This window comes from Streptomyces sp. HNM0645 (assembly GCF_030056615.1).
Taxonomy (GTDB): Bacteria; Actinomycetota; Actinomycetes; order Streptomycetales; family Streptomycetaceae; genus Streptomyces; species Streptomyces marianii.
The window spans coordinates 15680-41242 of sequence record NZ_JASHLT010000064.1 but is presented as its reverse complement, the minus strand read 5'-3'; the positions used below and the strand labels follow the sequence as shown (position 1 = coordinate 41242).

Genomic DNA, 25563 nt, shown 5'->3' with positions numbered 1-25563 from the left:
AGAGTCTCCAGAGTTCACTTGACGCAGGGGGCGAAACGCCGTCCCCCGGTCCACTAGTCGGAACGGGTGACGGGTGAGTTCCCGGCTCCCGGCTTCACGCTCCCGGCTCCCGGCTCCCGGCAGCCGAACGGCACGCCGTTGATCCACGTCAGCCACGTGCGCCGCTGGGAGGACGCGGACGCTCCGGCGATCAGCACGACGAGCGCACCGACATCGCCGCCCGGTACGCCCGCACCGGCGAACCCCGCGGATGCCCGCGTCCACGCGCCCACGGGGTCGCACGGGCGGCCGTGTCACGTCCGGATCCGGCCTGAACGCGGGTGCCGGCGCGTGCACGAGGACGCGCCGGCACCCTGCCGCGTCAGGCCGCCAGCGCGGGCGCGGACGGCTCCTCCGCCTCGGTCAGCCGCTCCATCAGCGTCGCCCGGGCACGGGCCACGCGGGAGCGCACCGTACCGACCGGGCAGTCGCTCAGCTCGGCGGCCTCCGCGTAGGGCAGCCCGAGCATCTGGGTGAGGACGAACGCCTCCCGCCGCTCCTGCGGCAGGCCCGCCAGCAGTTCGTGCAGCACGACGCCCTCGTCGAAGCCGGGTACGTCGCACGGCTGGGCACGTTCGACGGCGAGTTGCCAGTCCGGTACGTCGTGCAGCCTGGGTCGCGCGGCCGCGTACCGGTAGCTGTCGATCACCGCGCGGCGGGCGATGGACAGGAGCCAGGCACGGGCCGAGCACCGTCCCTCGAACCGGTGCAGGCTGCCGAGCGCACGCAGGAACGTGTCCTGTGCGAGGTCGTCGGCCGACTGGGGGTCGCCGCACAGATGGGCGACGTAGCGCAGGACGTCGCGGTGCAGGGCGCGGACGAAACGCTCCACGGCGTCGGCATCACCGGAGCGGGCGGCGAGCGCCCAGGAGGTGATCGACTCGTCGGCCGAAGGCGCCTTCTCCGTCGCGTCGCATGAAGCGGGCAGGGCAGAAGAGATCACCAGATGTCCTTCTCGGGTCGTCCGGGTCCGGGACCGGGGCCCGAGGCCACAGGGTCCGCCACCCGGTGTGTGGGGTGCGGCCGTACGGCGCCGGGGTGGGTGACCCACCGCGCGCCGGGTACGGCCGTGCCCGAGGGGCACTTGGGCCACCTCGGGATTCCGGCTGTCGTCAGGCGACAGCGGACCCCACGGGCGGCCCTCGGGAGACGATCGCGTAGACCAGCGGAAGGAGCCGCGACGCACGGGAAGGACGGCGGCGGCCGCGCAGCCGCGGACGGTGCGGCGGAGCAGGCAGCGCGAGCAGCAGCCTCAGCGGCGCGGTCAGCCATCCGGCGACGGCGCGCAGGATGCGGAACGCGGCCCGCTCCCCGTAGGCGAGCCACAGGCCCGTCAGCAGCGCCGCCAGCAGGTGGGCGGCGAGCATGCCCCAGGACGAGGAGTCTCCGGACAGCACATCCGGATGATGCAGGTGACTTGTACGGCCCATGTCGACCACGTCGCCCGCGAGGGATGTATGCCCCGACCCCATGTGCCCCGCAGATTCGAGGGAGGAGCCGTGCCCATGCCCCATCGCCATACCGTGTGTGGCGCCTGTGTGGGCCTGCCCCGTACCGCCGGACCCCGTGTGGTGGTGCCCCTGGTGGGCGGGCGCGGCTGCACGTACGGCGTGTCCTGCGGCGCCGGCCCCGGACTGCGCGAGGGCGAAGACCGTGTGCAGCGCCGTCTGGACGGCGACCACCGCGGCCACGACCGACGGCAGTCCCCGCTCACGGCCCGCCAGTCCCCAGCCCAGTCCACCTGTTGCGACGAACCCGCCGGCCAGCGTCCACCAGGGCGTGGACTCCCCGGACATCATCACGTGACCGAGGGCGGCGAGCAGCACGCACACGGCCGCGAACACCGCGGCCCGTACCGTGCGCGAGCACCACCCAGCAGTCATGGCGCCTCATCCTCGCATCCTGACGTCCGTCGTCACGCATGGGTACGCACCGGGGCCCGGTCACCGTCTCGGACCAAACCGGTTGATCCAGACCACAGTTGCGGCAGGCGGACTGCGTCCGCATCGACGAATACCACGGGGAGTCGGCGTCCGGGCAGATCGCCGCGCTCGCCGTCGCGGCGCACCCGCCGTCCGGCGCACCGCGGGCACAGGTCCCGGGCGGACGACACCGGTGGCCGACCGGCGTGCACGGCCCGGAAGGACGGACACGCGGCACCGGTCCCGGAGGGGAACGACGCGGGCGCGGCCCACGAGGAAGCGACTCGCCCGCGGCGGAGGAGGGAGGGTGGGTGGGCCGGAAGGGCCCAGGACCGTGCGGTGCCGGACCGCCTCGGTACGAACAGCGCTCCGGCCCGTGCGTCCCGTGCTCGCCCCGGCCCCCGGCCCCGCGTCTACCGCCCGCTGCGAGGCGCCCGGAAGTCCCGCCGCGACGTGTGGGAGAGCCGCGGTCGACCGCGAGCCGCCTGCTGGACGAGAGTCCGTCCCGCCACCGCCCCGTGGGAGCCGCGCGCCCCCGTCCTACGGCTGCTCCGCGACCGGTGACGGGCCCGTCACGAGGAGGACGAGCCCGGGCGAACCACCACGGCGACGGTCCTGACGGGTCCGCGCCGCTCGAACCGCAGCGTGAACGGCACGATGTCGCCCGGCCGCAGCTCGGCCCTGGGCCGGAGGGTGAGACTCACACCGTGCGGTGACATGGACAGTCCGCTTCCGGCCGGGACGGTCGTCGACGCCACCGCGTCCCGGTACGCCCCGCCCGTCTCGGTGCCGCGGTGACGGGTCAGCGTGACCCCGCCCGGGGCGGAGGGCGAGGTGGCTCCCGTCAACCGGTCCTCCGAGCCGCCGGAGTTGGCGATGTCGAAGAAGGCCGCGGTCTCCCTGCCGTCCCCGTACGGCAGGTACACCCGGCCGGGAACGACGGCGATGCGGGCCGGGGAGCCCGCGTTGCCCGTCCCGACCCAGGTGGTCAGGCCGCCCAGGGCGACGCTGCACGCGACGAGGGGCACCAGTACGGCCGGCAGTGCGTCGGTGAGCCGGCGGTTCTTCCCCGTCATCGCCGGCGGCTCCGCACGGGAGACGGCTGCCAGGCCCGCAACCGCAGGCTGTTGCCGACCACGAGGAGTGAGCTGACCGACATCGCCACCGCGGCGAGCATCGGATTGAGCAGCCCCACGAGGGCGAGCGGGACGGTCACGACGTTGTACCCGAACGCCCACACGAGATTGACCCGGATCGTCCCCAGGGTGCGGCGGGCCAGCCGGACGGCGTCCGCCAGGGCCCCGATGTCACCGCGCACGAGGGTCACGTCGGCCGCCCCGATCGCCACGTCCGTGCCGCTGCCCATCGCGATCCCGAGGTCCGACCCGGCCAGCGCGGCGGCGTCGTTGACCCCGTCGCCGACCATCGCGACCCGCCTGCCGTCCTCCCGCAACCGCCGCACCAACGCCGCTTTGCCCTCGGGGGTGCACCGGGCGTGCACGACCTCGATGCCGAGGTCCGACGCGACGCTCCGCGCGGGTGCCTCCCGGTCGCCGGTGGCGAGCACCGGCTCGACGCCCAGCCGTCGCAACCGCTCCACGGCACGGTAGCTACCGGACCGTACGACGTCGCCGACCTGGACGACGGCCCGGGGCTCTCCGTCCACGCGGACCAGGACCGGGGTGTGCCCGGCGTTCTCCGCCGTCCGCAGCGCTTCGCCCAGCGGCTCCGGCAGTTCGCCGCCGGGCGCGACCACCTCGACCAGGCGGCCGGCGACCCGGCCCCGTACACCACGGCCGGCCTCGGCGGTGAAGTCGCTCACCTCAGGCAGCGGCCGGTCGGGGGCCGCGCTGCGCGCATACGAGACGACCGCACGGCCCAGCGGATGCTCCGAGCCCTGCTCGACCGCGCCGGCCAGCCGTAGCACCGCCTCGCGCCCGGGCCCGTCCGTCACGGCCGTGAAGCGGGCGACGGCCATGTGCCCGGTGGTGAGCGTGCCGGTCTTGTCCAGCACGACGGTGTCGACGTGCCGCAGGCCCTCCAGCGTCCGGGGCCCGCCGACGAGGACGCCCAGCTGGGCGCCCCGGCCGGTCGCCGCCATCAGCGCCGTCGGGGTCGCGAGGCCGAGCGCGCAGGGGCAGGCCACGACCAGGACGGCCACGCTCGCGGTGACGGCGGCCTGCGGGTCGGCACCCGCACCGAGCCAGAAGCCGAGGGCCGTGACGGCGAGGGAGAGGACGACCGGCACGAACACCCCCGACACCGAGTCGGCCAGCCGCTGTGCCCTGGCCTTTCCGGCCTGGGCGTCGGTGACCATGCGGGTGATCCTGGCGAGCCGGGTGTCGGCGCCGACCGCTGTGGCGCGCACCAGCAGCAGGCCGCCCGCGTTGACCGCGCCGCCGACCACGGGCGATCCCGGTCCGACCTCGACCGGCTCGCTCTCCCCCGTGACGAGGGCCAGGTCCACCGCGGAGCTGCCCTCGGCCACCTGGCCGTCGGTGGCGACACGCTCCCCGGGACGCACCACGAAGACCTGGCCGACCCCCAACTCCTCGATGGGGACGAGTCGTTCACCACCGTCCTCGCGCACCGCGACCTCCTTGACGGCGAGCCGGGCCAGCGACCGCAGCGCAGCGCCGGTTCCGCGTCTGGCCCGCGCCTCGAGGTACCGCCCCGTCATGACGAAGAGGGGCACACCGACGGCCGCCTCGAGATAGAGGTGCGCCCTGCCGTCCGAGGCCGCGGGGAGCAGGGTGAACGGCATCGTCATGCCGGGTTCTCCCGCCCCGCCCAGGAACAGCGCGTACACCGACCACGAGAAGGACGCCAACACTCCCAGCGACACCAGGGTGTCCATGGTGGCGGTGGCGTGCCGCAGCCCGCGCACCGCCCGTACGTGGAACGGCCATGCCCCCCACAGGGCCACCGGCGCGGCGAGCGCGAAGCAGAGCCACTGCCAGTTGCGGAACTGCCAGTCCGGAACCATCGACAGTACGAGCACCGGCACCGCCGGAAGTGCGGTGAGCAGCAGCCGTTCCGCGTTCCGCCGCGCTTCCTCGGCGCCCGCGTCCGGCTCCTGGCGCTCCCCTTCCTCCCGCGGCTCGGGCGGCTCGGAGAGCGCGGCCGAGTAGCCGGCGCCCTCCACCGCGGCGACGAGTGCGGGGACTTCGGTCCCCGGCGGATGACTCACCCGTGCGGTACCCGTCGCCAGGTTCACGGTGGCCGTGACGCCGTCGAGTCTGCCGAGCCGTTTCTCGACGCGCCGCACGCACGCCGCGCAGGTCATTCCCCCCACGGTCAGGTCGGTGATGACGAGCAGCCCCGTTCCGGCGGCCATCAGTCGCGCCCTCCGTGGCCGTGGCCGGCTCCGTCGTCCTCCCCCGCCCCGCCGGACGGGGTGGCGTGCATGCCCGGCGCCACGGGCCCCACGAGGGTTCCGACCCAGTAGGAACCCGCGAAGACCACGGCGAGCAGCAGCAGGAAGCCGCACAGCGCGGGCGGCGGCGCCACCTTGCGGAGCACCGAGAGCACCGAGGTGGCACCGGGCGCCGCTCGTCGGGAATCGTCCATGACCGAGCTCTCCCTCATCACATGCGTACGGTTTGGTCGCCCGCGTGCGTCCGGGCGGCCTGCGCACGGCGGACCGGCTCGGGCCCTGCTCGGCTTCTCCGGCTCGGCCGGACGCCGGTCCGGCACGGAGTCGGCCTCCCGGTCGGCCCGGTTCTCCGTACGGTCCAGATGTCGTACGTGTGAGGGGTGGGGTTCCGGGCAGCGTGTGTGACTCACCTCACGCACCTCCGCCCCGACCGGCCGGTCCGCCCCGACCGGCGATCACTCCGCCGGTGTGCCCACCCGCAGCCGGTTGCCGTCGGGATCGCGGAGCTCCACCTCGCGCGCCCATGGCGCGGTGGTCACCGGCACGCCGAACTCTTCCGCGACGGCGTCGACGTCCCGTACCCGCAGATACACCAGCGTGCCGGGGCGGGCGTCGCCCACGTGCTCGGAGAGGAAGAGCTTCACCGGGCCCCTCGCGATCTCGACGAAGGCCGGGAGCCCCGGTTCGAACCGGTGCCCCCATCGCTTCACGAACCCGAGCCGCCGGTACCAGGCGACCGCCGCGTCGGCATCGGCCACCCGAAGCACGGGGACCGCCTCTTCGTCCCCCTCCCCCGCCCTTCGCGCCGGGTCGGGCACGGACGGCGTCAGGGCCGAGGACCGCGCCGCGGCCGCGGTACCGGACGGACCTGAGCCGCCGTCCACCGCTCCGTCGACCGTGCGCAGGAGGTACGTGTCCATGATCCAGCCGTGCCGCGCACGTGCTTCGGAACGAAGCCGCTGGATGCGTCCGGCGACGTCCGACAGACGGCCGGACACGAGGAGTTCGTCGGGCGTTCCGAGGTAGGCGCCCCAGTAGATCCACACGTCGTCGCCCTCGATCCCGCTGAACGACTCCTGCGCGTCGAGCATCACGACGACGTCGCCGTCGTCGTCGAGCCCCACCTCGGGCAGTCTGCGCGCGGGAGTGATGCGGACCGGACGGCCGACCCGGTTGAGCGTGATGCGGTGCCGCGCCGCCAGGGCGGACACACTGCTGACTCCCGGGACGACCTCGGTGTCGAAGGCGACCGTGCCCCGCGCCTCGATCTCCGACAGGACACCCAGGGTGCTGTCGTACAGGGCGGGATCGCCCCACACCAGGAAGGCCCCGGTCCGTCCCGGTGCCAACTCGTCCCGGATCAGGCGCTCGTAGACGTCGGCGCGCCGGCTGCGCCAGTCGTGGACCGCCGCCGTGTACTCGCTCCGGCCTCCCGGCGTCCGGTCGCGCCACGGGTCGTCCGCTTCGACGACGCGGTACGGCGCGCGGGCGTGCTCGTCGAGCATCCGACGCCGCAGATCGGTGAGCGAGGACTTCTCCGGCCCCTTCCCGAGGAGGAAGAAGACGTCGGCTCGGCGCATGGCCTTCAGCGCCGCGAGCGTCAGATGGTCCGGGTCACCGGCGCCGATGCCGATGACGAGGAGGTGGCGGTGGTCCGTGCTCATGCGTACCGGCCTTCTGGGCGGGGTGGAAGGGTGGAAGGGTGGACCGCCGCGCGGAGCGCGCGTCCCGGGTCGGCGCGCCGGTCAGCGGTGGGTGGACTCCGGTGGCCGCTCCTCCATGCACACGGTCACGCCTCCCGGTCGGCGACGAACACGGCGTGGACCAGCCGGTGTTGGAAGCGTAGGCCTCCGGCGGGGCCGGTCCGCAACGCGAGATGCTCCCTCACCGTCGCCCCTGCTGCACGGCTCCTCGCCCACTGGCCGGCGAGGGGGCCAGGAGCGGTCAGGGCCGTGAAGTGGCGCCGTCGGCCTGGACCGCGTCGGCGACGGCCTCCGCTGCGGCCTCCGCCGCCCGCGCCGCGTCGTCGGCGGCCCTCCGGTCGGCCGCCCCGCCGGGGGAATCCTCCCGCGTCGCCGGGGATCGGGGCAGCACCTCACCGAACGCGCGGGACACCCCCTGGAGTGCGGAGGTGACCTCACCGGGGATGACCCAGAACGTGCTGCCGGGGCCCTGGGCGAGCTGGGGCAGCACCTGGAGGTACTGGTACGCGAGCAGTTTGGGGTCCGGGTCGTTGCGGTGCACGGCCTGGAAGACCTCGTCGATGGCCCGGGACTGGCCCTCGGCCTTCAGGATCTCGGCGGTCCGGTTGCCCTCCGCCCGGAGGACGGCGGACTGCTTCTCGCCCTCCGCGGTGAGGATCTGGGCCTGGCGATGACCTTCGGCCCCGAGGATCGCGGCCCGCTTGTCCCGCTCGGCCCGCATCTGCTTCTCCATCGCGTCCTTGATGGACTGCGGGGGGTCGATGGCCTTGATCTCCACGCGGTTGACCCTCAGCCCCCACTTCCCGGTCGCCTCGTCCAGCACACCTCGCAGCTGGTTGTTGATGGTGTCCCGCGACGTGAGGGTCTGCTCCAGGTCCATCGACCCCACGACGTTGCGCAACGTGGTGACGGTGAGCTGCTCAACGGCCTGCAGGTAGTTCGCGATCTCATAGGCGGCGGCACGCGGATCGGTCACCTGGAAGTACACGACGGTGTCGATCTCCACGACCAGGTTGTCCTCCGTGATGACGGGCTGCGGCTGGAAGGAGACGACCTGTTCGCGGAGGTCGATCACCGGGTAGACCCGGTCGACGTACGGGATGACGACGTTGAGTCCCGGCTGCAGCGTGCGGTGGTAGCGGCCGAGCCGCTCGACGTTGCGCGCACGCGCCTGGGGTACGACGCGCACCGCGCGAACGACGGTGAAGACCGCCAGGAGCGCGACGATCACGCCGACGAGGAGGAGTGCCGTGCCTTCCATGATTCACTCCCGGGGGTAGACGACAGCGGTGGCGCCGCTGATCTCCATGACGTCCACGGCCGTTCCCGGAGGGATCACCAGCGACTCGTCGTACGCGCGGGCCGTCCACTCCTCGCCGCCGATGCGGACCCTGCCGCCCGTGCCCGTCACCTCGGAGACGACCTGGGCGGTGCTGCCGACCAGAGCGTCCACGCCGAACCGCTCGCGCCGCGGGGTGAGCACGCGCCGCACACGGGGGCGCACGAACACCACACTGATCACGGCGACGACGGTGAAGACCAGGAACTGGAGGGGCAGCGGTACTCCCGCCGCGGCGCATGCCGCGGTGATCAGCGCGGCTCCGCCCAGCATGCCCAGCGCGACGGTCAGCGTGAGGGTCTCCGCGGCGATCAGCACCGCAGCGATGATCAACCAGATCGCCCAGAGGTCCATCTCGCCCCTCCTGACTGACGCAGGTGCTCGGAGATCCCGGGCGATGTCCCGTCCTCCTCCCACGAAGGCCCGGGGTACGCCGGGCCGGGAGGTGACCGTTACCGAGTCACCCCTTACGTCTCGTATCTACCCATCCTAAAAACATAGAAATCACCCGTATTCCACCTTTCGTCACGACCTGCTCGATGCCGGTGTCACGGCATGTCCGGACCTCCGGCACCGGCCTCCGGACCTCGTGTGCGCCGGGTGGGACGTGCATCCGATGGCCCTGCGTCCGGAAAGGTGCGGCCTCGGCGACCGGCTCCTCGAAGCCCGGCGCGAGGAGTCGCGTACGACGCTTCCCATCGGACGGGGCGTCGGTCCGGAGTACGTCTCCGCTCTCGCCCGCACATCATGTGCCGCGCGGTCCCGGTACGCGAACCGCCCCATCCCCGGGCCGGCGGCCGTCATGGCCCCGGTACGCGAACCGTCCCGTCGGCGTACGAACCGTCGTCGGGGCCGTTCGGGCCGTCGCGGTGCGCCGTGCCGTGCGGGTCCGCGCAGTGCCCCGCCGCGCCCGGCACGCCGGCAGGGCCGCCGACCTGGAGCAGGACCTCCGGACGGTGGTCCACCTGGAGGGTGGTGTGGGTGATGCCGAAGTCGCGGCGCACCAGGTCCTCGAGGTCCCGGCGTACGGCGTGGCAGTCGCCGCCGGCCTCGACGAGCACGTGCGCGGACAGGGCCACCTCCTGGGACGTGATCTGCCAGATGTGCAGGTCGTGGACCTCCCGCACCCCCGGCTCCGCCGCCAGTCGCCCACCGAGCCGGTCGGGGTCGACATGGGCGGGAGCCGCCTCGAGGAAGATCCGTCCCGAGTCGCGGAGCAGCCCGTAGCCCGCCCTGAACATCAGGGCGACCACGACGAGCGTCGCGATGCCGTCGGCACGTGCGAAGCCGGTGGTGAGGACGACGAAGGCCGCGACCGCTGTGCCGACGAACGCGAACAGGTCGTTCAGAATGTGCTGGTAGGCGCCCTCGACGTTCAGCGAGGAGCGGTTGGCACGGGAGATGCACCAGGTGGCGGCCACGTTGACCGCGATCCCCGCGAGGGCGGTGGCGAGCATCAGCCCGCCCTCGACCTCGGGGGGATCAATGAGCCGCTCGACGGCCTCGACCGACAGCCAGGCGCCCAGCAGGATCAGGGAGAGGCCGTTCACCTGGGCGGAGAGGATCTCCACCCGCTTCAGACCGTAGGTGTAGCTGCCCTTTGCGGGCCGCTTGGCCATCCGCATCGCCACCAGCGCGAGGACGATGGCGACGGCGTCGGTGAGCATGTGAGCGGCATCGGAGATCAGCGCCAGGGACTTCGCCACCACACCGACGACGACCTCGACCGACATGAAGCCGACGATCAGGGCGAGGGCGATCGAGAGCCATCGCTTGTCCGAGTCCCCCGTTACCCCGTGACCGTGATCATGGCCGTGTGCACCACCGTGAGCGTGCCCCTTACCCATCGATTCCCCCTGACCTGAGCGTCACGTGCTTTCCGGTCCGCAGTGAAACGCACGGAACGGATCCATGCAAAGGCTGCAACGATGTTGGTAATCGCTACCGATAACAGGCCTGCGACCTGGCATTTCACATTCAGAGTGAGAGATTCCTCAATAAATCGACAGTCGTTGTCGCATTCATGGCGTGCACGTCCTCACCGGGTCGGCAGCCGGATCCGGTCGCCCTCCGGGCATCCGTGCGCCCGTCGTCGACGCGCGCAGCCACCGCGACGGCGAACCCTTCGTCCGCCGGACGATCACCGGTCGCGGTCCCGCACCCGTATCAGGCGGTCGATCGGGGGCTCCGCTTCGCCCGGAGAACGACGCCGACCACCCCGGGGTGGGCCGTGTGCCTGCCGGCCGGGAGCGGACGGGCCGGGCGACTGCCGACGGGGACCCGACGCGCCGTGTGTGCCTGCCGACTGGTCACACGATGGTTCATGATGGGCGGGCCATGCACTTGCCGCACGCGGACCCGCGTTCCCCACTGCACGTCGTGCGGGCGGCCGTGTTCGCCCTCGTGGGCGGCGTACTCGGGCTCACCGCCCGCCCCCTCGCGGCCCGCGAGCCCTCGGACCGGGCGGCGGACGCCGCGGCGGTGACCGCGCTCCTCGCTGTGGGACTGGTGCACGACCGCTGCGGCCGCGAGCCCCTGGGCAGGCCATGGCCGTCACCGCGCGGCCCCCGGGCGGCGCTCATCCACCACGATCCGGAGACGCCATGACCCGTACCCCCACGAGCATCCGCCGCGCGTGCCTCTGCCTCGCCACCGCTGCCGGTGCCGGTGCCGTACTGCTGGGCGCCGGCCCGGCGGCCGCGCACGTCGAAGTCGAGGCCGACAAGGCACAGGCTCTCGCCGAGAACGTCACGCTCACCTTCAACGCCGAATCGGAGTCCGACAGGGCCGGGATCACATCCCTGCGCGTCGTCCTCCCCGCGGGGATCGTCCCCACCGACGTCACGTACGAGGACGGCCCCGAGGGCTGGACGTTCGGCACCGCGGCCGACGGTTACACGGTCAAGGGGCCCGCCGTCGCCGTCGGGGCCGACGCCGAGTACTCGGTGCGCGTCCGGCAGTTGCCCGACGTCGAGGAACTCGCCTTCAAGACGCTGCAGGGCTACGGCGACGGACGCGTCGACCGCTGGATCGAACTCGGCGCCACCAGCGGCCACGGCCACGGCAACTCCGCACCCGTGCTGAAGCTCGGGGCGGCCGCGCCCGGCGCCACCGTGAAGAACCCCACGCCCGCCGCCTCGCCGACACCCGCTCCCAGCGCTCCGGCGCGCCCCGCCCCCGAGGCGTCCCCTGCGAACACTCCGGCCACGGGTGCGGCGGCGGAGAGCGGCGGTCTGTCGACAGGCGGCTGGACCGCGATCGCCACGGCGGTCGCGGCCGCGGTCGCCTCGCTGGTGTACCTGCTCCGGCGGCGCTCCCGCGCGAGCTGACGGACGGGGATCGCGGGTGTGGTCCTCGCCGGCCGGAGTCACCAGGCCGGAGGGAGGGGCCGACTCCGGTCACCGGCCCGAGGGCACGCCCGCCTCAGCCGTGTCCTTCCCTCCCCAGACCGCACGCCCCTCACTCGCCTGAGCCCACTCCCGGCCGCAGTTCGGGATGCTCCTCCGCCAACCGGTCCGGCGCCGCCTGTCTCCAGGAGTCGACGAGAATGTCACGTAGTTCGGCCAGGTCCTCCAGCGCGCCGAGCCGCACCCGGACCCAGGACGAACTCGCCTCGTGCGGTGGCACCCAGAACTTCTGCGGCTCCGCGGCGATCAGTTCGGTCCGCTCGTGCTTCGGGCAGCGCACGGCGAACGACGTCTGATCGTCGGGGATCGTGATGTACATCTTCCCGGCCACGCGGAACGTGGGCATGCTCCATGCTTCCTTCTCCACCGTTTCAGGAAGCGACAGAGCGATACGGCGGATGTCCTCGGCCTCGATCATGTGCCCCACCGTAGCCAGCGCCGCTGACACACCTCCGCGCGCGGACCGCGCCGACGCCGACGGCGTCACGGCGCGCCGGACGGCGAGAAGTCGGTGCCGCGGCGTTCGCCCCGGTCGTACGCTCCAGGACGTGGGCCCGCTCACCCCCACCGCTGTGGCACTGCACGTCACCGTACCGCCGTACGGCATCTCGCGTACGGCGATCTCGCGCTGCCCGCATGGCAGTAGCTCAGGCGTTCGGCGTGCGGACGCCGGATTTCCGGGGGAACGGGAATCGGGGGTGGCGACGGCCACCCCCGATTCCCCTGTCGGGTGATCCCTCCTCCGCGGAATCACTCAGAACGCGAAGACGGCCGCGCCTTCGGTGTTCTTGACGCATTCGTTGGCGAAGGTGTGCTCATAGTTCACCCGCATGCCCTGCCAGACGCCCCGGGCCGTCACCGTGACGGGGTTGTACTCCCTGGTGCAGAAGCGCGGCTGACCGCGGCTGATCTCGGCGAGGCTGCCGAACTCGCCCTTCACCTGTGCGAGGGCGGCGCACGCGCCTTCCGAGTCCGGATGCGTACCGGTGGCGCCGGGCGCGCAGGTGAGGACGACCGCATGCTCCGGGCCCGTTGTGGCGCTCTCCCCGTGTGCCGTGGTCAGGACCAGCGCCGAGGGAGCGTACAGCGAGGCGGGCGCGCCGTACGCGACGCCGGCCGTCGACCCGAGCAGCGCGAAGGCGAGGGTGGCACCGCCTGCCGTCCATCGAGCGGTCTTCCGCATGGTTCTCGTCCTTTCGTGGGTGGACTCTCCTGGGTGAACGATGAGTGCTGCAGCACCGGGTGGGCGTTCCCGAGTCTGCCGGTCCCCCGTGTGAACGGCACAACCACCCCGTTCGTTTCGGTAACTTCCCCTCTTCAACCACTGGCCGGGAGCCCACGGAGAAGATGAGAAAGCACCCAGGCGGTCGCGACGACCCGCGTTCCGGCACCCTCGCCCGGGACCGGACGGGACCGGTCCGCAAACGGCCGGACGGCTTCGTCCCCCGGACCGGACCGCGCACCCGGCGTCCGCGCGCACCAGCATGCACGGGGCCCGCACCGACCCACCACCGGCGCCCGCGTCAAAGGGGGTCAAGGTTCCGAGATCGGTACAGCGACGCAACGCTGTTGGGCGCGCCGTCAACCGCCTGAAGCAGTCCCGGGCTGTTGCCACTCGCAACAGGGCCCTGCTCGAGGAAGTCGTCGCCTTCGGCCGCCCGCGAACCGCGACCGGCAGACCCGGCTCCGTGGGCGTCTGCAGAGCCCTTCCCGGATCGGGTGCCACCACTGGCTCGCGTCGTATCGAGCGGGAGGGTCAGACGTCCTGGCGGCGGTGGACGACCATGGGCACGCGAATGGGATGTGCCATGGACGCGGTGGCCTCGGCCGGTGGCTTGCTGCCGGGGACGGAGCGGAGCTTCCAGCGGGGCAGGATGGTGGCCAGGATGATGGTTGCTTCGAGCCAGGCGAACTTGTCGCCGATGCACTTGCGGTTGCCGGCGCCGAAGGGAGCAACGTGGTGGCGCGGGCGGTCGGCTGATCGTTCGGGAAGCCAGCGGTCGGGGTCGAAGCGGTCGGGTTCCGGGTACAGGTTCGGGTCACGGTGCATGGCGTAGGGGCTGAAGAGGACCTCGGTGTCGGCGGGAAGGTCGTAGCCGCCGATGGTGACGGGGTCGATGGTGCGTCGCATGAGCGTGGTGACTCCGTGGAGCCGGATCACTTCGTTCAGGACGCGGGTGATGGCGGGCAGGTTCTGTACGTCGGCGAAGGCGACGGGCCGGTCGCCGACGGCGTTCTTGATCTCTGTGAGGAGTTCTGCTTCGACGTCGGGCCGCTGGCCGATGTGGTACATGGCCCAGGCGAGTGTGGAGGCGGTTGTCTCGCTCCCGGCGAAGAGCATGGTGGCGAGTTCGTCGCGGACTTCTTCGTCGGTCATGCCGGCGCCGGTCTCATCGCGTGCGGAGAGCAGCAGGGAGAGCAGGTCCGTGCGGCTCTCGGGGTTGGAGGCGCGGGTGGTGGCGATGACCTCCTCGATCACGGCGCGCATCCGGGAGGCCGAGCGGTCGAAGGACCTCCAGATCGGGAGCCCGTCCAGGGCTTTGGGGGCGAGGGCCCGGCGCAGCATGACGCGGAGGATGACGGGCAGGTCCTCGCGGACGGACTCGACGGCTGGACGGCCGATGTCGGCGCTGAAGATGGTCGCGGCGAGGGTCTCGATGGTGAAGCTGCCCGCGACCTTGGCTGCATCGATGGTCTGGCCGTGGCTCCAGGAGTCCGCCAGCATCTGGGAACGCTCGGCCATGACGTGCGCGTAGCCCTCGAGGCGCTCCTTGTAGAACATCGGCTGGATGAGGCGTCGGTTGCGGATGTGGGTCGCGCCCTCGGAGTTGCCGATGCCGTTGCCGACCAGCGGCCTCAGCCGGTCGAAGAGTCGGCCCTTCCTGAAGTGCTTGCCCTTCTTGACGAGGACTTCGGTGATCGTGTCGGGGGTGGTGACGACGACGACGGGCATGGTGCCGATGTCCAGGCGCAGGACGGGCCCTTCGGCGTGGAGGGCTCTGAGGACTCCGAGCGGATCACGCAGCACGCGGGGTACGTGGCCGAGGCCGGGCACGCGGCCCTTCGCCCGGGGTATGGAATCCAGTGACACGTCTGGGTCCTCTCGCGACGGTCTCGCGCCGGTGCTGGGCTGCCCCGGCGTGACGGTGTGTGGGGGGGGGNACGCAGCACGCGGGGTACGTGGCCGAGGCCGGGCACGCGGCCCTTCGCCCGGGGTATGGAATCCAGTGACACGTCTGGGTCCTCTCGCGACGGTCTCGCGCCGGTGCTGGGCTGCCCCGGCGTGACGGTGTGTGGGGGGGGGATGGTCGGTTGCGCGCGATCAATCGGCCAGCCGGAACGATCCAGTCCGGCGCATACTATTCGCGCTTGATCGTTTTCAACAGGGCTTCTGAGGCAGCCGGTTCACCTCAGAGCCGCACCCGGCCAGTTGCGCCCGGCCTCGCGTCTGGCGCTGCCCGCGGCCGGGGTGGGTGGACACGGGAACGCAGAAGAAGAGGGAAACGGACTCTCCCCTTTGCGGGTCATGGGATTGTGACCTGCGCAAACCGGCCGATAGGGTGCTCGAGACTCCTCCGGCCCCGGCCCGTCGCGACTTCCTGGTCCCGCCCGGGTCCTCGCCGCTGACCTCGACGTCCCGGCCCGTTCCAGGAGTTGCCCCTCACCCCGCGGAGCCGTACGCGCAAGACGCCCACGTGGTCGACCGATCAGGCGGCTGCCCAAGGCAAAGGGAAGCACCTGGACCGAGGTCCCACTCCCCAGCGGGCCACGTTCGCCTGCGCGACCCCAGGGAGCAGGACGCCGAGCCGGCCCTTCACCAGCAGGCTCTGCTCAGCTTGGACACCGACGATCGGTTGACTGCTTAACCATGCTGTCCTGAAAGGGCTTTGATGGCTTGTCGGGTGTTCTTGTGCGGAAGATATGCTGCCCCTGCGCTGCCGATCTTGCTCATCGGAGACCGGCGGCCGGGACCGCTGCCCGCGGTCCGCAAGGACGCTCATGAGTGCCCCGGCCGGCCTTCGTGACAGGGGTGCTCTCAATCACCGGAGGCCCCGTGACCACCCCATCCCCGATATCTGCCGACGGGCTCATGCCGCCGCCCGGGTGCCCCGCGCACGGCATGGCCAGGAACGGCCTCGTGCGGCTGCCGGAGGTCACCGACCCGGCCGCGACGTACGAGGGGCTCCGCAAGCAGCACGGTCCGGTCGCCCCGGTCCTCCTGCACGGCGACATCCCGGCCTGGATGGTCCTGGGGTACCGGGAGAACCTGGAGGTCATGCGCACGCCGAAGCTGTTCAGCCGGGACTCCCGGCTCTGGAACGCCTTCATCGAGAACCGTGTTCCGGCGGACTCGCCCCTCATGCCCATGGTGGCCTGGCAGCCTCTGTGCGTCTTCGCCGACGGTGACGAGCATGCTCGCCTGCGCGGCGCCGTCGTGGACGGTCTTACCCAGTTCAACCGCCGCGGTATGCGCAAGTACGTGACGCACTACACCCGCCAGCTCGTCGCCGGCTTCCGCAGGGACGGCACCGCCGACCTCGTGCGCGACTACGCCGAGCCGCTGCCCATGCTGGTCGTCAGCCGCCTGCTCGGCATGACGCCGGACAAGGGTCCCCTCCTGGTCGAGCCGACGCTGGACCTGGTGCGCGGCAGCGAGACCGCGGCCGCCAGCAATGCGGTGGTCACCCAGGTGCTGACCGACCTGGTCGCCTACAAGAAGACCGCCCCGGGCGATGACCTGGCATCGCGCCTCATCCTCCACGAGTCTCAGCTCACCGACACGGAGGTCGTCGAGCACCTGCGCATGATCCTCGTGGCGGCGCATCAGGGCACGGTCAATCTGATCGCCCACACCCTGCGGCTGATCCTCACCGACCGGCGGTTCCGCGGGAACCTCTCCGGCGGGCAGATGACCCTCCCCGACGCTCTGGAGCAGGTCATGTGGGACAACCCCAGCATTGCCACCATCCCCGGCCGGTGGGCGACGTCCGACACGATGATCGGCGGTCAGCACATCAGGAAGGGTGACCTGCTCATGCTGTGCATCGCCGCAGCCAACGTGGACCCCGAACAGCGCCCCGACCTGAGCGTGCCGATGCACGGCAACCGCTCGCACCTCGCGCTCAGCGCCGGCCCGCACGAGTGCCCCGGCGGTGACATCGGCCGCGCCATCGCCGACACCGGCATCGACGAGCTCATGTCCCTCCTGCCCGACATGGCCCTGTCGATCCCGGAGACCGAGATCGGTGTCACCTCCAACTGGCTCACCAAGCGACCGGACGCGCTTCCCGTTCGGTTCACCTCGCCGCGCTCCCTCGGCGACCTCCATCCCGCGCAGGGGGCCCCGGTCGCCGCTCAGCCGCTACCCGCGGCGTCGGCCACGCAGCAGCACCCCCGTCCTCCCGCAGCGGTGTCAGGCCTGCAGCGGTCCTGGTGGCGCTCGCTGCTCTCTCGGTAGCAGCCGTGCCCGGCACGCCTGAAACGTGATCACTGGATGTGGTCCAGGAAGGGAGTGCCGAGCGGCACGGCCGCTCTTCTCGTCTCCTGCACCGTCTGCGCCGGCCTTGCTGCGCTCGTGCGTCCCCTCGTGGAGAGAGTGATCGTGCCGCTCGTCGAGTCGCGGCTGATCACGCCACGCGTCGCCCGCCGCCGGCAGGAGTGGAAGAGCAGGGCCGCGAGCCCCGTCCAGCTCACCGAGCTGGACGGGGCCCGTTCTGCCGTCACCAGGCGCCCGCGACTTGTCCGGCCGATCATGTGCCTGCTCCGGGCCCGAGTCGTGTGATGCGGACACGGGGCGGGGCGATCCGAGTGTGGCCGACCGGCAGGAAAGGCCGGCCGTTCCTGTCAGTCGGCAACGGTCGTAGCGGCCCGTGGCGCGTTCTTGTCGAAGACCTCTGCGTCATGCCCCGCGTTCACCCACACCGGGATGCCCGGGTCACGCACGACCACGTTGAACGGCGACTGCTCCGGCTCCGGCTCGGTCACCACCGTGGACTCCGCACCCGGACGCATCCGGTGATCAGTTCCCCACGGCTCGCCCCACCGGCGGACCATGCTGCCGGTCTCGTCGGCCGGTCGTGCGATCCCGTGCCGCGAAGGCAGTTGTGACAGGGGTCTGAGACCGATGGGGAAGGGCCCGGCCGTACGCGCACAGCGCCGTACGCCCGGGCCCTCCCGTCTGCTCAACCGCCCTATGCGGCGGCGTCATTCAACGGTGCGGTCCGGGAAGCGGGCACCAGGTCCCACCACCAGGAGATCGAAGGGATGTCGAGGGGTTCCCGGCTGGTGTCGGTCGGGCGGTCGGAGAACGACGACGAAAGGGCGGCGGGGTCGTCCGGAGTGGTGTAGCGCAGCGAGCTGACGCTCCAGTCCTGGGTCGCCCGGATGAAGGACGCCAGACTGGCGAGGTACTGCCGTACCTGGGGGCTGCCCTCGTCCTCGAGCTTCGCGCGCAGGCTCAGGAAGAGGCACATCACCCGGTCGCGCTGGGCTATCGCCCGGGTCAGGGCCTGGTGCGGGCTCAGCCCGTACTCGTGCTCGAGGACCCGGATGACGTTGAGGTAGTAATTGGCGCCCCGGCTCTCCTTGTGGTGGGAGTAGATGTCGTTGTCCCACGTGGTGATGAAGGACGTCATCTCGCCGGCTGCCCGCACCGCCTTGCTGTCCCGCTCGTGCGGCTGGAGTTCGTACCCGTGGCCCATCTCCAGGAACGGCGGCACGACGGAAGTCGCGCCGACGTAGAGACGCATCAGCGCGTAGTCGTTGAGGCCGGGGATCCGGCCCGCTGCCCGGTGCTCGGCCTCCCACACCACGGCGAAGAAGTACTCCCGCAGGGTGTCCACCCACCGTGCGGTCTGCAGGGGCGTTCCCCATCGCGATACCCGCAGCGTCAGGTCCCGCAGTCCTTCGGCGAGTGGGTCCCCGGAGAGCATGGTCACTTCCGGGTTCTGCGCCACGCGCAGCAGCCGACTGAGCGTGGCGGCGAGCTCGCCCGGCTTGATGCCGAGCTCGCCCTCCTCGCAGTAGCCGTCGTCCACCCCGAACAGCCAGATGACGAAGTCGGACAGGACCGAGACGACCTCCTCCCGCCCTTCCGGGAGGATCCGCGCGGCGAAGACGCCGATGTCCTGGGTGACGAGACGCCGTCGCCACTCGGGTGAACCGATGTTGAACCGGTCCGCCCAAGCGGCCGTCCGGGCGTCGATCGCCTTGTGGCTCGGGTGCACGGCGGGAGGGATAGGAGCGTAAATGGGGGGAACTGCCAGCGCAGGCCTCACTCTTGAGTCCCTTTCAGTCATGGCGCGCGACGGTCACTCCGGGGGGATGCACAGACCATGGCCGGAACTGCACACAGAGTGATCACATACTAAGTGGCATCGTAGTGACCGAAAGTCGGTGGTCCAAGAGGTTCCGGACGCTTGAGGCGCGTGGGGCCGGTCAGGTGCTGATTCGTCCAGGCGCGGAGCCGGGCGGCGCGTCCCCGGCAGAACGATCATCCGGGTGGCCGAGGGCTGAGTCCGCCGCAGAGGGCCGCACCGCACGCGGACGTCCCGGAGCCCGTGCACCACGCTGGACGGGCAACCCAAGCCGCAGGAAGCGCCGTTGGTCCGGGGCCGTGCACCAGGGAGGCGGGACCGCACACCCGGGACGGCCGGGTGACGCCGACGCGACGTCAGGCCGCACCCTCGCTCCGGTCGACGTCAGGCCGCCTCGTTGCCCCGGTTCCGGACGCGGTACGTCTCGAGGATGCGCAGCCACACCTCGCTGATGGTCGGGAACGCCGGGACCGCGTGCCAGAGCCGCTCCACTGGGGCCTCACTGGTGATCAGGACAGTCACCGAGTACAGCAGTTCCTGCACTCCGGGGCCGACGAAGGTGACGCCGACGACGGTGCCTCGGTCGCGGTCGATCAGCACGTGCCTTCCCCCGGTAGCCTTCGGCGTACTGGACAGCCCGCGACCCGGCCGATGTCGTAGTCCACGACGTCGACCCGGCGGCCGGTGCGCTCGGCTCCCTCGTGGTCAGACGCACGTCGGCGACGTCCGGGCGGTGAAGACGACTTGGGGCACGGCGTCGCTGTCGGCGGTCGAGGCGTGCGCGCCCCACCGCCCGTCAACGAGCGGTTCCCCCTTGGCGCGGGCGCCGATCACGGCACCTGCCATCCGCGCCTGGTACTTCCCCTGATGCGCCATCAGCGCTCGGTGGTTGACGTCGCCGACCGCGTACAGCCAGCCGTCGGCGACTCCCGTCACGCGGTACGTGTCGTCCACGGTCGGCCGGTCCCCAGGTCCTGGGCGTGCCGAACGGCGCTCTGGTCGCGGGGCAGCGTCCGGGAGACGGCCTGTGTGGGGCTGAGGGCGCGGGTGCGCACGAGGATCAGGGTGACGTCGTCGCACGCCGCCGTCCCCTGGAAGGGCTCCACGGCGTCTGGGCACGGTTCTTCGGGCGACCGTTCCGGATACGTGCGAGCGGTGCCCCGTGACAGCACCCGCTCTCGCAGGCGCGGACGCTCTCAGCGGCACCACGAGTAGCCGCCCGAGTGCGAACGGGCCGAGCAGGTGCCGAAGCCCTGGGCGGTCAGCTCCGATGCGATGAGGTCCCCGTCTCCTCCGGCAGCTCGCGAACGCCTGTGATTGCTGCCCTGCCCTCGCCCTGGAACACGATTCTCAGAGGTTGCTCCCCGGGCGGCCAGAAGCCCCTCTTCCCGCCAGGGGCGCGCGGCTGACCCGGATCTTCGACTGGCCGTGGGGGCGCTTCTCCCAGTCCTCCATGAAGCGTGCCTGCAGGCCGTGTCCGCGCGCCAGGGCGAGGAGCGTCTCGGTCCGGTAGTAGAAGTCCTCGCGCAGCACCTGGTGTTCGGCTCCCTCGGTGCGGTCGAAGGTGAAGTCGAAGAACCCGGTGTCCGTCAGCACTCGGCCGACGTGTGCNGCGTGCCTGCAGGCCGTGTCCGCGCGCCAGGGCGAGGAGCGTCTCGGTCCGGTAGTAGAAGTCCTCGCGCAGCACCTGGTGTTCGGCTCCCTCGGTGCGGTCGAAGGTGAAGTCGAAGAACCCGGTGTCCGTCAGCACTCGGCCGACGTGTGCGAGGCATTCCTCGATGACCTCCAGCGGCGAGTGGGAGAAGACGCTGTGCGCGTGGACGACGTCGAAGTGGTCGCTGGGCAGGAAGTCCAGGGTGAGGTCGCCGACGAGGGTCAGATGGGGAAGCTTGTCCTGGAGCCGGCGCTCGGTCAGGGTCTTCTTGGCGGCGATCAGGATGTCGGGCGAGATGTCGATGCCGTAGTAGTTGCCGGTGCCGAGATGGTCGATGAAACGCCAGCCGGCGCGCAGATTGCCGCAGCCGATGTCGAGCATCCGGTGTTCGGGGCGCAGGCCGTGCTCGAGGAGGTAGTCGAACTGCATCCGCCCGAGCGCGAGCCAGCGCTCGTGGGTCTGGCTGCCGACGGCGGCCTCGGGGTTGCGGCGGGTGTCCGAAGCCATCACGGCCCGGTAGTAGCCGATGTGGTCGGGGTGCTTCAGGCGCAGCCAGAAGTCCCGGACGGCGCGGCGGACGTACGGGAAGACGCGGCCGGGGTGGTGCAGGGCGTACCCGACCTTGTGGGCGAGGGCGGCCCGGTTGTTGCGCAGCTTCTTCGGTGACGTGGCGTCGGCGGGCATGGTGGAGCGACCTCCGTGCAAAGGCGCCGTTCGGGGGGGTGCGGTGAGGGATGGCGGGTCCCTGCGCACCGGCACAACAGTACGCCGGTCGGACGCCGCCGGGTGGGACCGGCGCCGTGTACGGCAAGGTCCGCGCCGCGGCCGACGCCCTCGGCGCAACGGGGGATTTCCGTGCCGCAGCACCGCGATGGGCGTGGATCAGCGCGGTCACCGTGTCGGCGGTGCGGTCGAGATGGCTGCGGCCGTCGGGCACCCGGGCCGTCGGCTGCTGTAGCTGCGCGGCCCGACGCGCGTGGCGGGACCGAGCCGATGCACGGTGCTCTTCCCGGCACGGCGGGCCCGGTTCCATCCGCTGCCGCGCAACAGCCGCCATCGCTGGGGGGAACATCGGCGTGCCGACGCGTTCGATGCGGTCGCTCGCGCTGGTCAGCCGATGCAGGCGCACGGCACGTGTGAGGTCGTTGGCTCCGTTGTGGAACCCGCCGAGTGTGATCAGCAGGAGGGGACGCGGAGCCAGGTGTGCAGTCCCTCGACCGCTTTTGTAGCGACCTGAGCGCCGCCGCTGCAGCTGAGCAGCACCACGGGGACGCCGCTGCCGGGCCGGTAGCCGGCGCGCCGGAGCTGAGTGGCGATCTGGGCGGCGATGGCCCGGGCAGCTGCCGGCGGTGCTCCGCCCCGGTCGTCCGGACCCCGCGCCCACGCCGGTCGCGCGCCTCCGAGGAGGCGACCACCGAGGCCGGGGAGCCGGCGAAGCACCTCGCCGCACAGCCTTGCCCGGTACGGCGGGCGTCCGTCCTACGGCGGGCACGGAACGCGCGGCGCGTGATCCGCTCCGCCTGAACACGGCACGAGCCGCCTGGAGTGCGGCGGTGTATCCGGCCGGACCGGAACCGCTCCCCGGAGGCACGGTGCCGTCCGGGGAGCGACAGTTCGCCCTGCCCTCACGGGCGTTGTGGCTCCGCGCAGGTGCGCGGGGCACGGCTCACTTCTGGTTCAGCGGCAGGGCGATGTCGGTCACCTGCCGCGCGGCCGGGAAGGTGCCGATGCGCTTGGCCGCCCCGTTCTGCAGGTTGACGCGGTAGAAGCGGTAGCTGTTGGCGACCCGGAGGGCGGCGTAGCCCGTGTTGACACCCTGCTTGGGCGAGTAGTGGATGTCGAAGCCCGCGTTGGGTCCCGCGTCCACACCGATTCTGCCGGTGGGAGCGAGGGTGCCCCCATTGGCGGGTGACTGCAGCGACACGAGGTCGTTGACGGTGTCGATGACGTAGAGGGTGGTGGCGGTGGCGACGCTGAGGTCGTTGTTGGTGTAGGCCGCGCCCGACACACCGAGCGCGGGGTCGGGGGACGGGGCGTTGGTGAGTGTGGTGTCGACGACCGTTCCGCCGACGGCCGCGGTCACGTCGTGCCGCAGGTTCTGGCCGGCGTCGCTGATGATCCGCAGCCGGTCGGCGGCGGGGTTGAAGTCCACACCGAAGTGTGTGCCCACGAGCGGAACGCCGAGCTGCGAGACCTTGGTGGCCACACCGGTACGGGTCCTGACGGTGTAGACGCCACCGGCGTTGCCGACCGCGTACAGGAGGCCGTCCTGGACGCGGAAGTCGAAGCCGACCAGTGTGGTGTCGCCCTGCAGACCGGTGACGGCGCGCGACGAGGAGACGGAGTCGGGCCGGTCGGCCCGGAACTCCACCAGCCGCTGATCGGCCGTCAGCCCGATCACCCGCGGACCCTTGCCCTGCGTCCCCGTCGCGGGGCCGGTCGTGGCCAGGGCCGAGGACGTGGTGGACAGGACCGCAGCGGCAAGCGCTGCACCGATGACTGCTTTACGCATGGTGTTCCCCACAGACGTCTGCGCCCGTACCGTCGGGCGACACACTTGCGAGCCAAGCACCCGCGGCGGAGACGGGCTCGCCGGAGGACCCCGGTGAGACGCGGTGGGAACGCCTGCCCGGATCCGGCGTCGGCCCGCGTCCTGTGTGTCGGCCCCGGCCGTGGCCGACACCGGACGCCCGTGTACGGCACTCGGGTGAAGCCCGGGTCGGTGACGTCGGGTAGGCCGTGCAGGTGCCGGGACGGACACCGAAACCGTTCGGGCCGGTGCGGGAATCGGCACGGCTGCTCTCCGGCGGGAGGCGGTCCCGGAGCCGGGAGGACGCAGCTCGGTGGTTCCTCTCCGGTGACTCCCGCACGTCGTGCTCCCGTGCGGAGAACTGCCGGGCGACGGCTGCCGCCGAGGAGACCGCTATGACGGAGTCCAGGCCGAAGCCGACGAGCGCCGGCGAGGAGGCGGTCGAGCCCGCGGTGAGCGCGACGACCGCCGCGGTCACGTCATGGACGATGGTGGCCGCCACCAGCAGCCGTGGCCTGCGCGCCAGGGCGTCCCGGCGCGCGGGCGCCGGGACGGGCAGGATCCGCGCGGCCGTCAGCGGCAGCTCCTGTCCGCGGTGTCCGGGCGGGTGCTGTCCGCGGCGACCGCCACGACGGCCCGGCGCGGATCGTCCAGTGCGTGCCCGAGGCGCGGGTCGGCCGGTTCGTAGCGCGTGCGCCGCCCCTCGGGCACGGCCACGACCGGACCGCAGGAACGCAGGCACGCCGGACGGTTCGACAGACGTGTACGGGAGACGCCGATCGCGTCCGCCAGGTCGGGCGGACGAGCTTGGCCTCGCGCAGTGCGAGGAGCGGCCGGCTGCGGATCGGGGCGGCGAGCGCGCGGCCGAAGCGCGCCAGCACCTCGATGTCGGTCACGAGATCGCGCACCCCGTCGACAGCACAGGAATCCTTGAGCTCAGAGATCCATGAACGACAGGGGAGCTGACGTCGGGCGGGGCGGCGCCGGACCCCCTGCACGGCGGCTCGCGGCCCTCTCGCTGGTCGCCCTCAGGCGCCCGCGACGTGGTGGAGCACCGCCACGGCCGAGTCGCTCACGCACACCGCACCGGCGCAACCACGGTCGCGGTTGCTGGTGATCATGGCGTGTCAGGGCCGCCGGAAGTCCGGCTCCGTGCCACGGTGACGGCATCGGCGACGCGAGGCTCGCCCGCCCTGCGCGAATCGGAGGATTCATCGTGAAGACCCTGGTCCCGGCTGTGTCAGCCGCTCTGTCGGCCGCCCTCCTGTGGGGACCCGCCGTCCCCGCGCAAGCGGCTGACGCCCCGTCGCCCTCCCCGGCGGCGGAGAGGGAGGCCACCGGGCAGTCGTACCACCCGAACGTCGACTGGATCGTGTGTGAGATCAACAAGGAACGCGCGGCCCAGGGCCTGCCCGGTCTGCGCGTCTCCGACCGGGCGAGCGAGGTGGGGCGGTCGCACGCCAAGGACATGGCGGCCATGGGTCGGCTCACCTCCGTGGGCAGCGACGGCCGCGACCTGCGGACCCGGATGTCCGACGCGGGCCTGTACTCCGGTCTGATCTCCGAGTCCATGGCCTACGGCTACACCCACGACGGGTACTTCGCGGACAGGGCGACGGACCCGGACCCCGGGAACGCGGTGTACAAGGTCCTGATGAACCGCGGCATCGTCGCCATCGGCATCGGATACGACCGCCGCTACTGGGACGTGAACCTTCTCGGCGCACACCGCAAGCTGGTGACCAGGGCTCCCGCCGGTTGCGGGGTCAACCCGACGTCGCCGAGGTCACTGCCGGTGCCGGCCGCCTCCGAGCCGGCCGGATCATGGAGCGGCCCGGTGCTGGCGCGGGGCGCTCGGTAGCGCGCCCAAGAGCCCCTGTCCCGGCGCGGTCATCCGGGCTTCTCCCGTGCCGCACCCCGGGCAGCCGTCTGCAGAGCCCTGAGCGCGAGCACCAGGACACCGATGTCGTCGACGTACACGGGGTCGGGCAGCAGGTCGACGGGCGACACGGTGTAGAGCACGGCCGCCCAGAACAGGGCCTTGTCCCTGACCGGCACCCCGACGTCGGCGAGCGCTCTGCGGGCCCTGACCACACGCAACAGCAGCCACCCCGCGCCCATGGCCGTGGCGAGGGTGATCGCGCCGAGGACCCACCAGAGGGCACTGCCGTCCATGACCTTCCTTCTACCCCGGTAGGCGGTGGTGAGTCGGCCCGGGGCCGAACGGCCTCCGGACGGACGGCGGCGGGTCCTGAGCACCGGCCCCGTCCGGGCGGA

The 25563-nt window shown here is 71.9% G+C and carries 23 protein-coding genes and 6 pseudogenes; 5 read left to right on the top strand and 24 right to left on the bottom strand.

Features of this window, described 5'->3' with window-relative positions:
* Nucleotides 1–53: 53 nt before the first annotated feature.
* The 11 genes and pseudogenes from QMZ92_RS32325 to QMZ92_RS32275 all read right to left on the bottom strand — a co-directional run bounded on the left by QMZ92_RS32325 (nucleotide 54) and on the right by QMZ92_RS32275 (nucleotide 10226).
* A complete protein-coding gene (locus QMZ92_RS32325; RefSeq protein WP_283301130.1) occupies nucleotides 54–272 on the bottom strand; it encodes a hypothetical protein in 219 nt (72 codons plus the stop codon).
* A gap of 89 nt (nucleotides 273–361) precedes the next feature.
* Complete coding sequence (locus tag QMZ92_RS32320; protein ID WP_283301129.1) at nucleotides 362–982, bottom strand: sigma-70 family RNA polymerase sigma factor; 621 nt, start codon at nucleotides 980–982, stop codon at nucleotides 362–364.
* A gap of 169 nt (nucleotides 983–1151) precedes the next feature.
* Nucleotides 1152–1922 carry a hypothetical protein gene (locus QMZ92_RS32315; protein ID WP_283301128.1) on the bottom strand — a complete coding sequence of 257 codons (771 nt, stop codon included), beginning with the start codon at nucleotides 1920–1922 and terminating at the stop codon, nucleotides 1152–1154.
* A gap of 611 nt (nucleotides 1923–2533) precedes the next feature.
* Nucleotides 2534–3037, bottom strand: a complete 504-nt coding sequence (locus tag QMZ92_RS32310) for a copper chaperone PCu(A)C (RefSeq protein WP_283301127.1) — start codon at nucleotides 3035–3037, stop codon at nucleotides 2534–2536.
* On the bottom strand, nucleotides 3034–5298 hold the full coding sequence (locus QMZ92_RS32305) for a heavy metal translocating P-type ATPase (RefSeq protein WP_283301126.1): 2265 nt from the start codon (nucleotides 5296–5298) through the stop codon (nucleotides 3034–3036). The genes QMZ92_RS32310 and QMZ92_RS32305 overlap by 4 nt, the downstream gene beginning before the upstream one ends.
* Complete coding sequence (locus tag QMZ92_RS32300; RefSeq protein WP_283301125.1) at nucleotides 5298–5531, bottom strand: hypothetical protein; 234 nt, start codon at nucleotides 5529–5531, stop codon at nucleotides 5298–5300. The genes QMZ92_RS32305 and QMZ92_RS32300 overlap by 1 nt, the downstream gene beginning before the upstream one ends.
* Nucleotides 5532–5792: 261 nt before the next feature.
* A complete protein-coding gene (locus tag QMZ92_RS32295) occupies nucleotides 5793–6155 on the bottom strand; it encodes a glyoxalase superfamily protein (RefSeq protein WP_502962188.1) in 363 nt (120 codons plus the stop codon).
* 51 nt (nucleotides 6156–6206) lie between these two features.
* A pseudogene (gene cobF / locus QMZ92_RS32290) lies at nucleotides 6207–7001 on the bottom strand (precorrin-6A synthase (deacetylating)); the annotation flags it as partial.
* A gap of 280 nt (nucleotides 7002–7281) precedes the next feature.
* The gene (locus QMZ92_RS32285; RefSeq protein ID WP_283301124.1) at nucleotides 7282–8301 is read right to left on the bottom strand and encodes an SPFH domain-containing protein; all 1020 of its coding nucleotides are present in this window, start codon (nucleotides 8299–8301) and stop codon (nucleotides 7282–7284) included.
* Nucleotides 8302–8304: 3 nt separating this feature from the next.
* Nucleotides 8305–8733, bottom strand: coding sequence for an NfeD family protein (locus QMZ92_RS32280; protein ID WP_283301123.1), 429 nt, complete (start codon nucleotides 8731–8733; stop codon nucleotides 8305–8307).
* 446 nt (nucleotides 8734–9179) lie between these two features.
* Nucleotides 9180–10226, bottom strand: a complete 1047-nt coding sequence (locus QMZ92_RS32275; RefSeq protein WP_283301122.1) for a cation diffusion facilitator family transporter — start codon at nucleotides 10224–10226, stop codon at nucleotides 9180–9182.
* 490 nt (nucleotides 10227–10716) lie between these two features.
* Between QMZ92_RS32275 and QMZ92_RS32270 the strand changes: the two genes are divergently transcribed.
* Nucleotides 10717–10986, top strand: coding sequence for a hypothetical protein (locus QMZ92_RS32270; RefSeq protein ID WP_283301121.1), 270 nt, complete (start codon nucleotides 10717–10719; stop codon nucleotides 10984–10986).
* Nucleotides 10983–11708 carry a DUF1775 domain-containing protein gene (locus QMZ92_RS32265; protein WP_283301120.1) on the top strand — a complete coding sequence of 242 codons (726 nt, stop codon included), beginning with the start codon at nucleotides 10983–10985 and terminating at the stop codon, nucleotides 11706–11708. Before QMZ92_RS32270 ends, QMZ92_RS32265 begins: the two co-directional genes overlap by 4 nt.
* 130 nt (nucleotides 11709–11838) lie before the next feature.
* Here QMZ92_RS32265 and QMZ92_RS32260 read toward each other — a convergent pair whose 3' ends face one another.
* From QMZ92_RS32260 to QMZ92_RS32250, 3 genes are all read right to left on the bottom strand, one after another.
* Complete coding sequence (locus QMZ92_RS32260; RefSeq protein WP_283301119.1) at nucleotides 11839–12204, bottom strand: MmcQ/YjbR family DNA-binding protein; 366 nt, start codon at nucleotides 12202–12204, stop codon at nucleotides 11839–11841.
* Between the two features lie 336 nt (nucleotides 12205–12540).
* A complete protein-coding gene (locus tag QMZ92_RS32255; RefSeq protein WP_283301118.1) occupies nucleotides 12541–12969 on the bottom strand; it encodes a subtilase-type protease inhibitor in 429 nt (142 codons plus the stop codon).
* 573 nt (nucleotides 12970–13542) lie between these two features.
* Nucleotides 13543–14877: a cytochrome P450 gene (locus QMZ92_RS32250; protein WP_349307785.1), complete on the bottom strand. Its 1335-nt coding sequence runs from the start codon at nucleotides 14875–14877 to the stop codon at nucleotides 13543–13545.
* A 963-nt stretch (nucleotides 14878–15840) separates the two neighbouring features.
* Here QMZ92_RS32250 and QMZ92_RS32245 point away from each other — a divergent pair.
* Both QMZ92_RS32245 and QMZ92_RS32240 read left to right on the top strand, forming a co-directional pair.
* A complete protein-coding gene (locus QMZ92_RS32245; protein WP_283301117.1) occupies nucleotides 15841–17244 on the top strand; it encodes a cytochrome P450 in 1404 nt (467 codons plus the stop codon).
* A gap of 36 nt (nucleotides 17245–17280) precedes the next feature.
* Entirely contained in the window at nucleotides 17281–17568 is a 288-nt protein-coding gene (locus tag QMZ92_RS32240; protein ID WP_283301116.1) for a hypothetical protein, read from the top strand.
* Between the two features lie 62 nt (nucleotides 17569–17630).
* Here the strand turns inward: QMZ92_RS32240 and QMZ92_RS32235 are convergent, their stop codons facing one another.
* From QMZ92_RS32235 to QMZ92_RS32195, 9 genes and pseudogenes are all read right to left on the bottom strand, one after another.
* Nucleotides 17631–17771 carry a hypothetical protein gene (locus tag QMZ92_RS32235; RefSeq protein ID WP_283301115.1) on the bottom strand — a complete coding sequence of 47 codons (141 nt, stop codon included), beginning with the start codon at nucleotides 17769–17771 and terminating at the stop codon, nucleotides 17631–17633.
* 206 nt (nucleotides 17772–17977) lie between these two features.
* Nucleotides 17978–19084 (bottom strand): selina-4(15),7(11)-diene synthase, encoded by a 1107-nt coding sequence (locus tag QMZ92_RS32230; protein ID WP_502962186.1) that lies wholly within the window; start codon nucleotides 19082–19084, stop codon nucleotides 17978–17980.
* A 402-nt stretch (nucleotides 19085–19486) separates the two neighbouring features.
* Nucleotides 19487–20074 (bottom strand): annotated as a pseudogene (locus QMZ92_RS32225) (oxidoreductase dimerization domain-containing protein); the annotation flags it as partial.
* Complete coding sequence (locus tag QMZ92_RS32220; RefSeq protein WP_283301113.1) at nucleotides 20035–20208, bottom strand: hypothetical protein; 174 nt, start codon at nucleotides 20206–20208, stop codon at nucleotides 20035–20037. The gene QMZ92_RS32220 and the pseudogene QMZ92_RS32225, both read right to left, overlap by 40 nt.
* A gap of 244 nt (nucleotides 20209–20452) precedes the next feature.
* Nucleotides 20453–20713 (bottom strand): annotated as a pseudogene (locus QMZ92_RS32215) (hypothetical protein); the annotation flags it as partial.
* A gap of 1 nt (nucleotide 20714) precedes the next feature.
* Nucleotides 20715–21440 (bottom strand): annotated as a pseudogene (locus tag QMZ92_RS32210) (class I SAM-dependent methyltransferase); the annotation flags it as partial.
* 982 nt (nucleotides 21441–22422) lie between these two features.
* Nucleotides 22423–23268, bottom strand: a complete 846-nt coding sequence (locus QMZ92_RS32205; RefSeq protein WP_283301112.1) for a DUF4394 domain-containing protein — start codon at nucleotides 23266–23268, stop codon at nucleotides 22423–22425.
* A 337-nt stretch (nucleotides 23269–23605) separates the two neighbouring features.
* Nucleotides 23606–23863: pseudogene (locus tag QMZ92_RS32200) on the bottom strand (cation transporter); the annotation flags it as partial.
* Nucleotides 23860–24194, bottom strand: a pseudogene (locus QMZ92_RS32195) (ArsR/SmtB family transcription factor). The pseudogenes QMZ92_RS32200 and QMZ92_RS32195, both read right to left, overlap by 4 nt.
* Before the next feature lie 308 nt (nucleotides 24195–24502).
* Between QMZ92_RS32195 and QMZ92_RS32190 the strand changes: the two are divergent.
* Nucleotides 24503–25147, top strand: coding sequence for a CAP domain-containing protein (locus tag QMZ92_RS32190; RefSeq protein ID WP_283301111.1), 645 nt, complete (start codon nucleotides 24503–24505; stop codon nucleotides 25145–25147).
* Nucleotides 25148–25176: 29 nt separating this feature from the next.
* Here the strand turns inward: QMZ92_RS32190 and QMZ92_RS32185 are convergent, their stop codons facing one another.
* On the bottom strand, nucleotides 25177–25461 hold the full coding sequence (locus tag QMZ92_RS32185; protein WP_283301110.1) for a YkvA family protein: 285 nt from the start codon (nucleotides 25459–25461) through the stop codon (nucleotides 25177–25179).
* Between the last annotated feature and the right edge of the window lie 102 nt (nucleotides 25462–25563).

Bases quoted from the DNA above. Each gene is read 5' to 3' on its own strand.
- QMZ92_RS32285 (WP_283301124.1), bottom strand. From the start codon at position 8,301: ATGGAAGGCACGGCACTCCTCCTCGTCGGCGTGATCGTCGCGCTCCTG.
- QMZ92_RS32305 (WP_283301126.1), bottom strand. From the start codon at position 5,298: ATGGCCGCCGGAACGGGGCTGCTCGTCATCACCGACCTGACCGTGGGG.
- QMZ92_RS32300 (WP_283301125.1), bottom strand. From the start codon at position 5,531: ATGGACGATTCCCGACGAGCGGCGCCCGGTGCCACCTCGGTGCTCTCG.
- QMZ92_RS32260 (WP_283301119.1), bottom strand. From the start codon at position 12,204: ATGATCGAGGCCGAGGACATCCGCCGTATCGCTCTGTCGCTTCCTGAA.
- QMZ92_RS32270 (WP_283301121.1), top strand. From the start codon at position 10,717: ATGCACTTGCCGCACGCGGACCCGCGTTCCCCACTGCACGTCGTGCGG.
- QMZ92_RS32240 (WP_283301116.1), top strand. From the start codon at position 17,281: ATGTGGTCCAGGAAGGGAGTGCCGAGCGGCACGGCCGCTCTTCTCGTC.
- QMZ92_RS32265 (WP_283301120.1), top strand. From the start codon at position 10,983: ATGACCCGTACCCCCACGAGCATCCGCCGCGCGTGCCTCTGCCTCGCC.
- QMZ92_RS32275 (WP_283301122.1), bottom strand. From the start codon at position 10,226: ATGGGTAAGGGGCACGCTCACGGTGGTGCACACGGCCATGATCACGGT.
- QMZ92_RS32185 (WP_283301110.1), bottom strand. From the start codon at position 25,461: ATGGACGGCAGTGCCCTCTGGTGGGTCCTCGGCGCGATCACCCTCGCC.
- QMZ92_RS32205 (WP_283301112.1), bottom strand. From the start codon at position 23,268: ATGCGTAAAGCAGTCATCGGTGCAGCGCTTGCCGCTGCGGTCCTGTCC.
- QMZ92_RS32315 (WP_283301128.1), bottom strand. From the start codon at position 1,922: ATGACTGCTGGGTGGTGCTCGCGCACGGTACGGGCCGCGGTGTTCGCG.
- QMZ92_RS32280 (WP_283301123.1), bottom strand. From the start codon at position 8,733: ATGGACCTCTGGGCGATCTGGTTGATCATCGCTGCGGTGCTGATCGCC.
- QMZ92_RS32310 (WP_283301127.1), bottom strand. From the start codon at position 3,037: ATGACGGGGAAGAACCGCCGGCTCACCGACGCACTGCCGGCCGTACTG.
- QMZ92_RS32255 (WP_283301118.1), bottom strand. From the start codon at position 12,969: ATGCGGAAGACCGCTCGATGGACGGCAGGCGGTGCCACCCTCGCCTTC.
- QMZ92_RS32230 (WP_502962186.1), bottom strand. From the start codon at position 19,084: ATGACTGAAAGGGACTCAAGAGTGAGGCCTGCGCTGGCAGTTCCCCCC.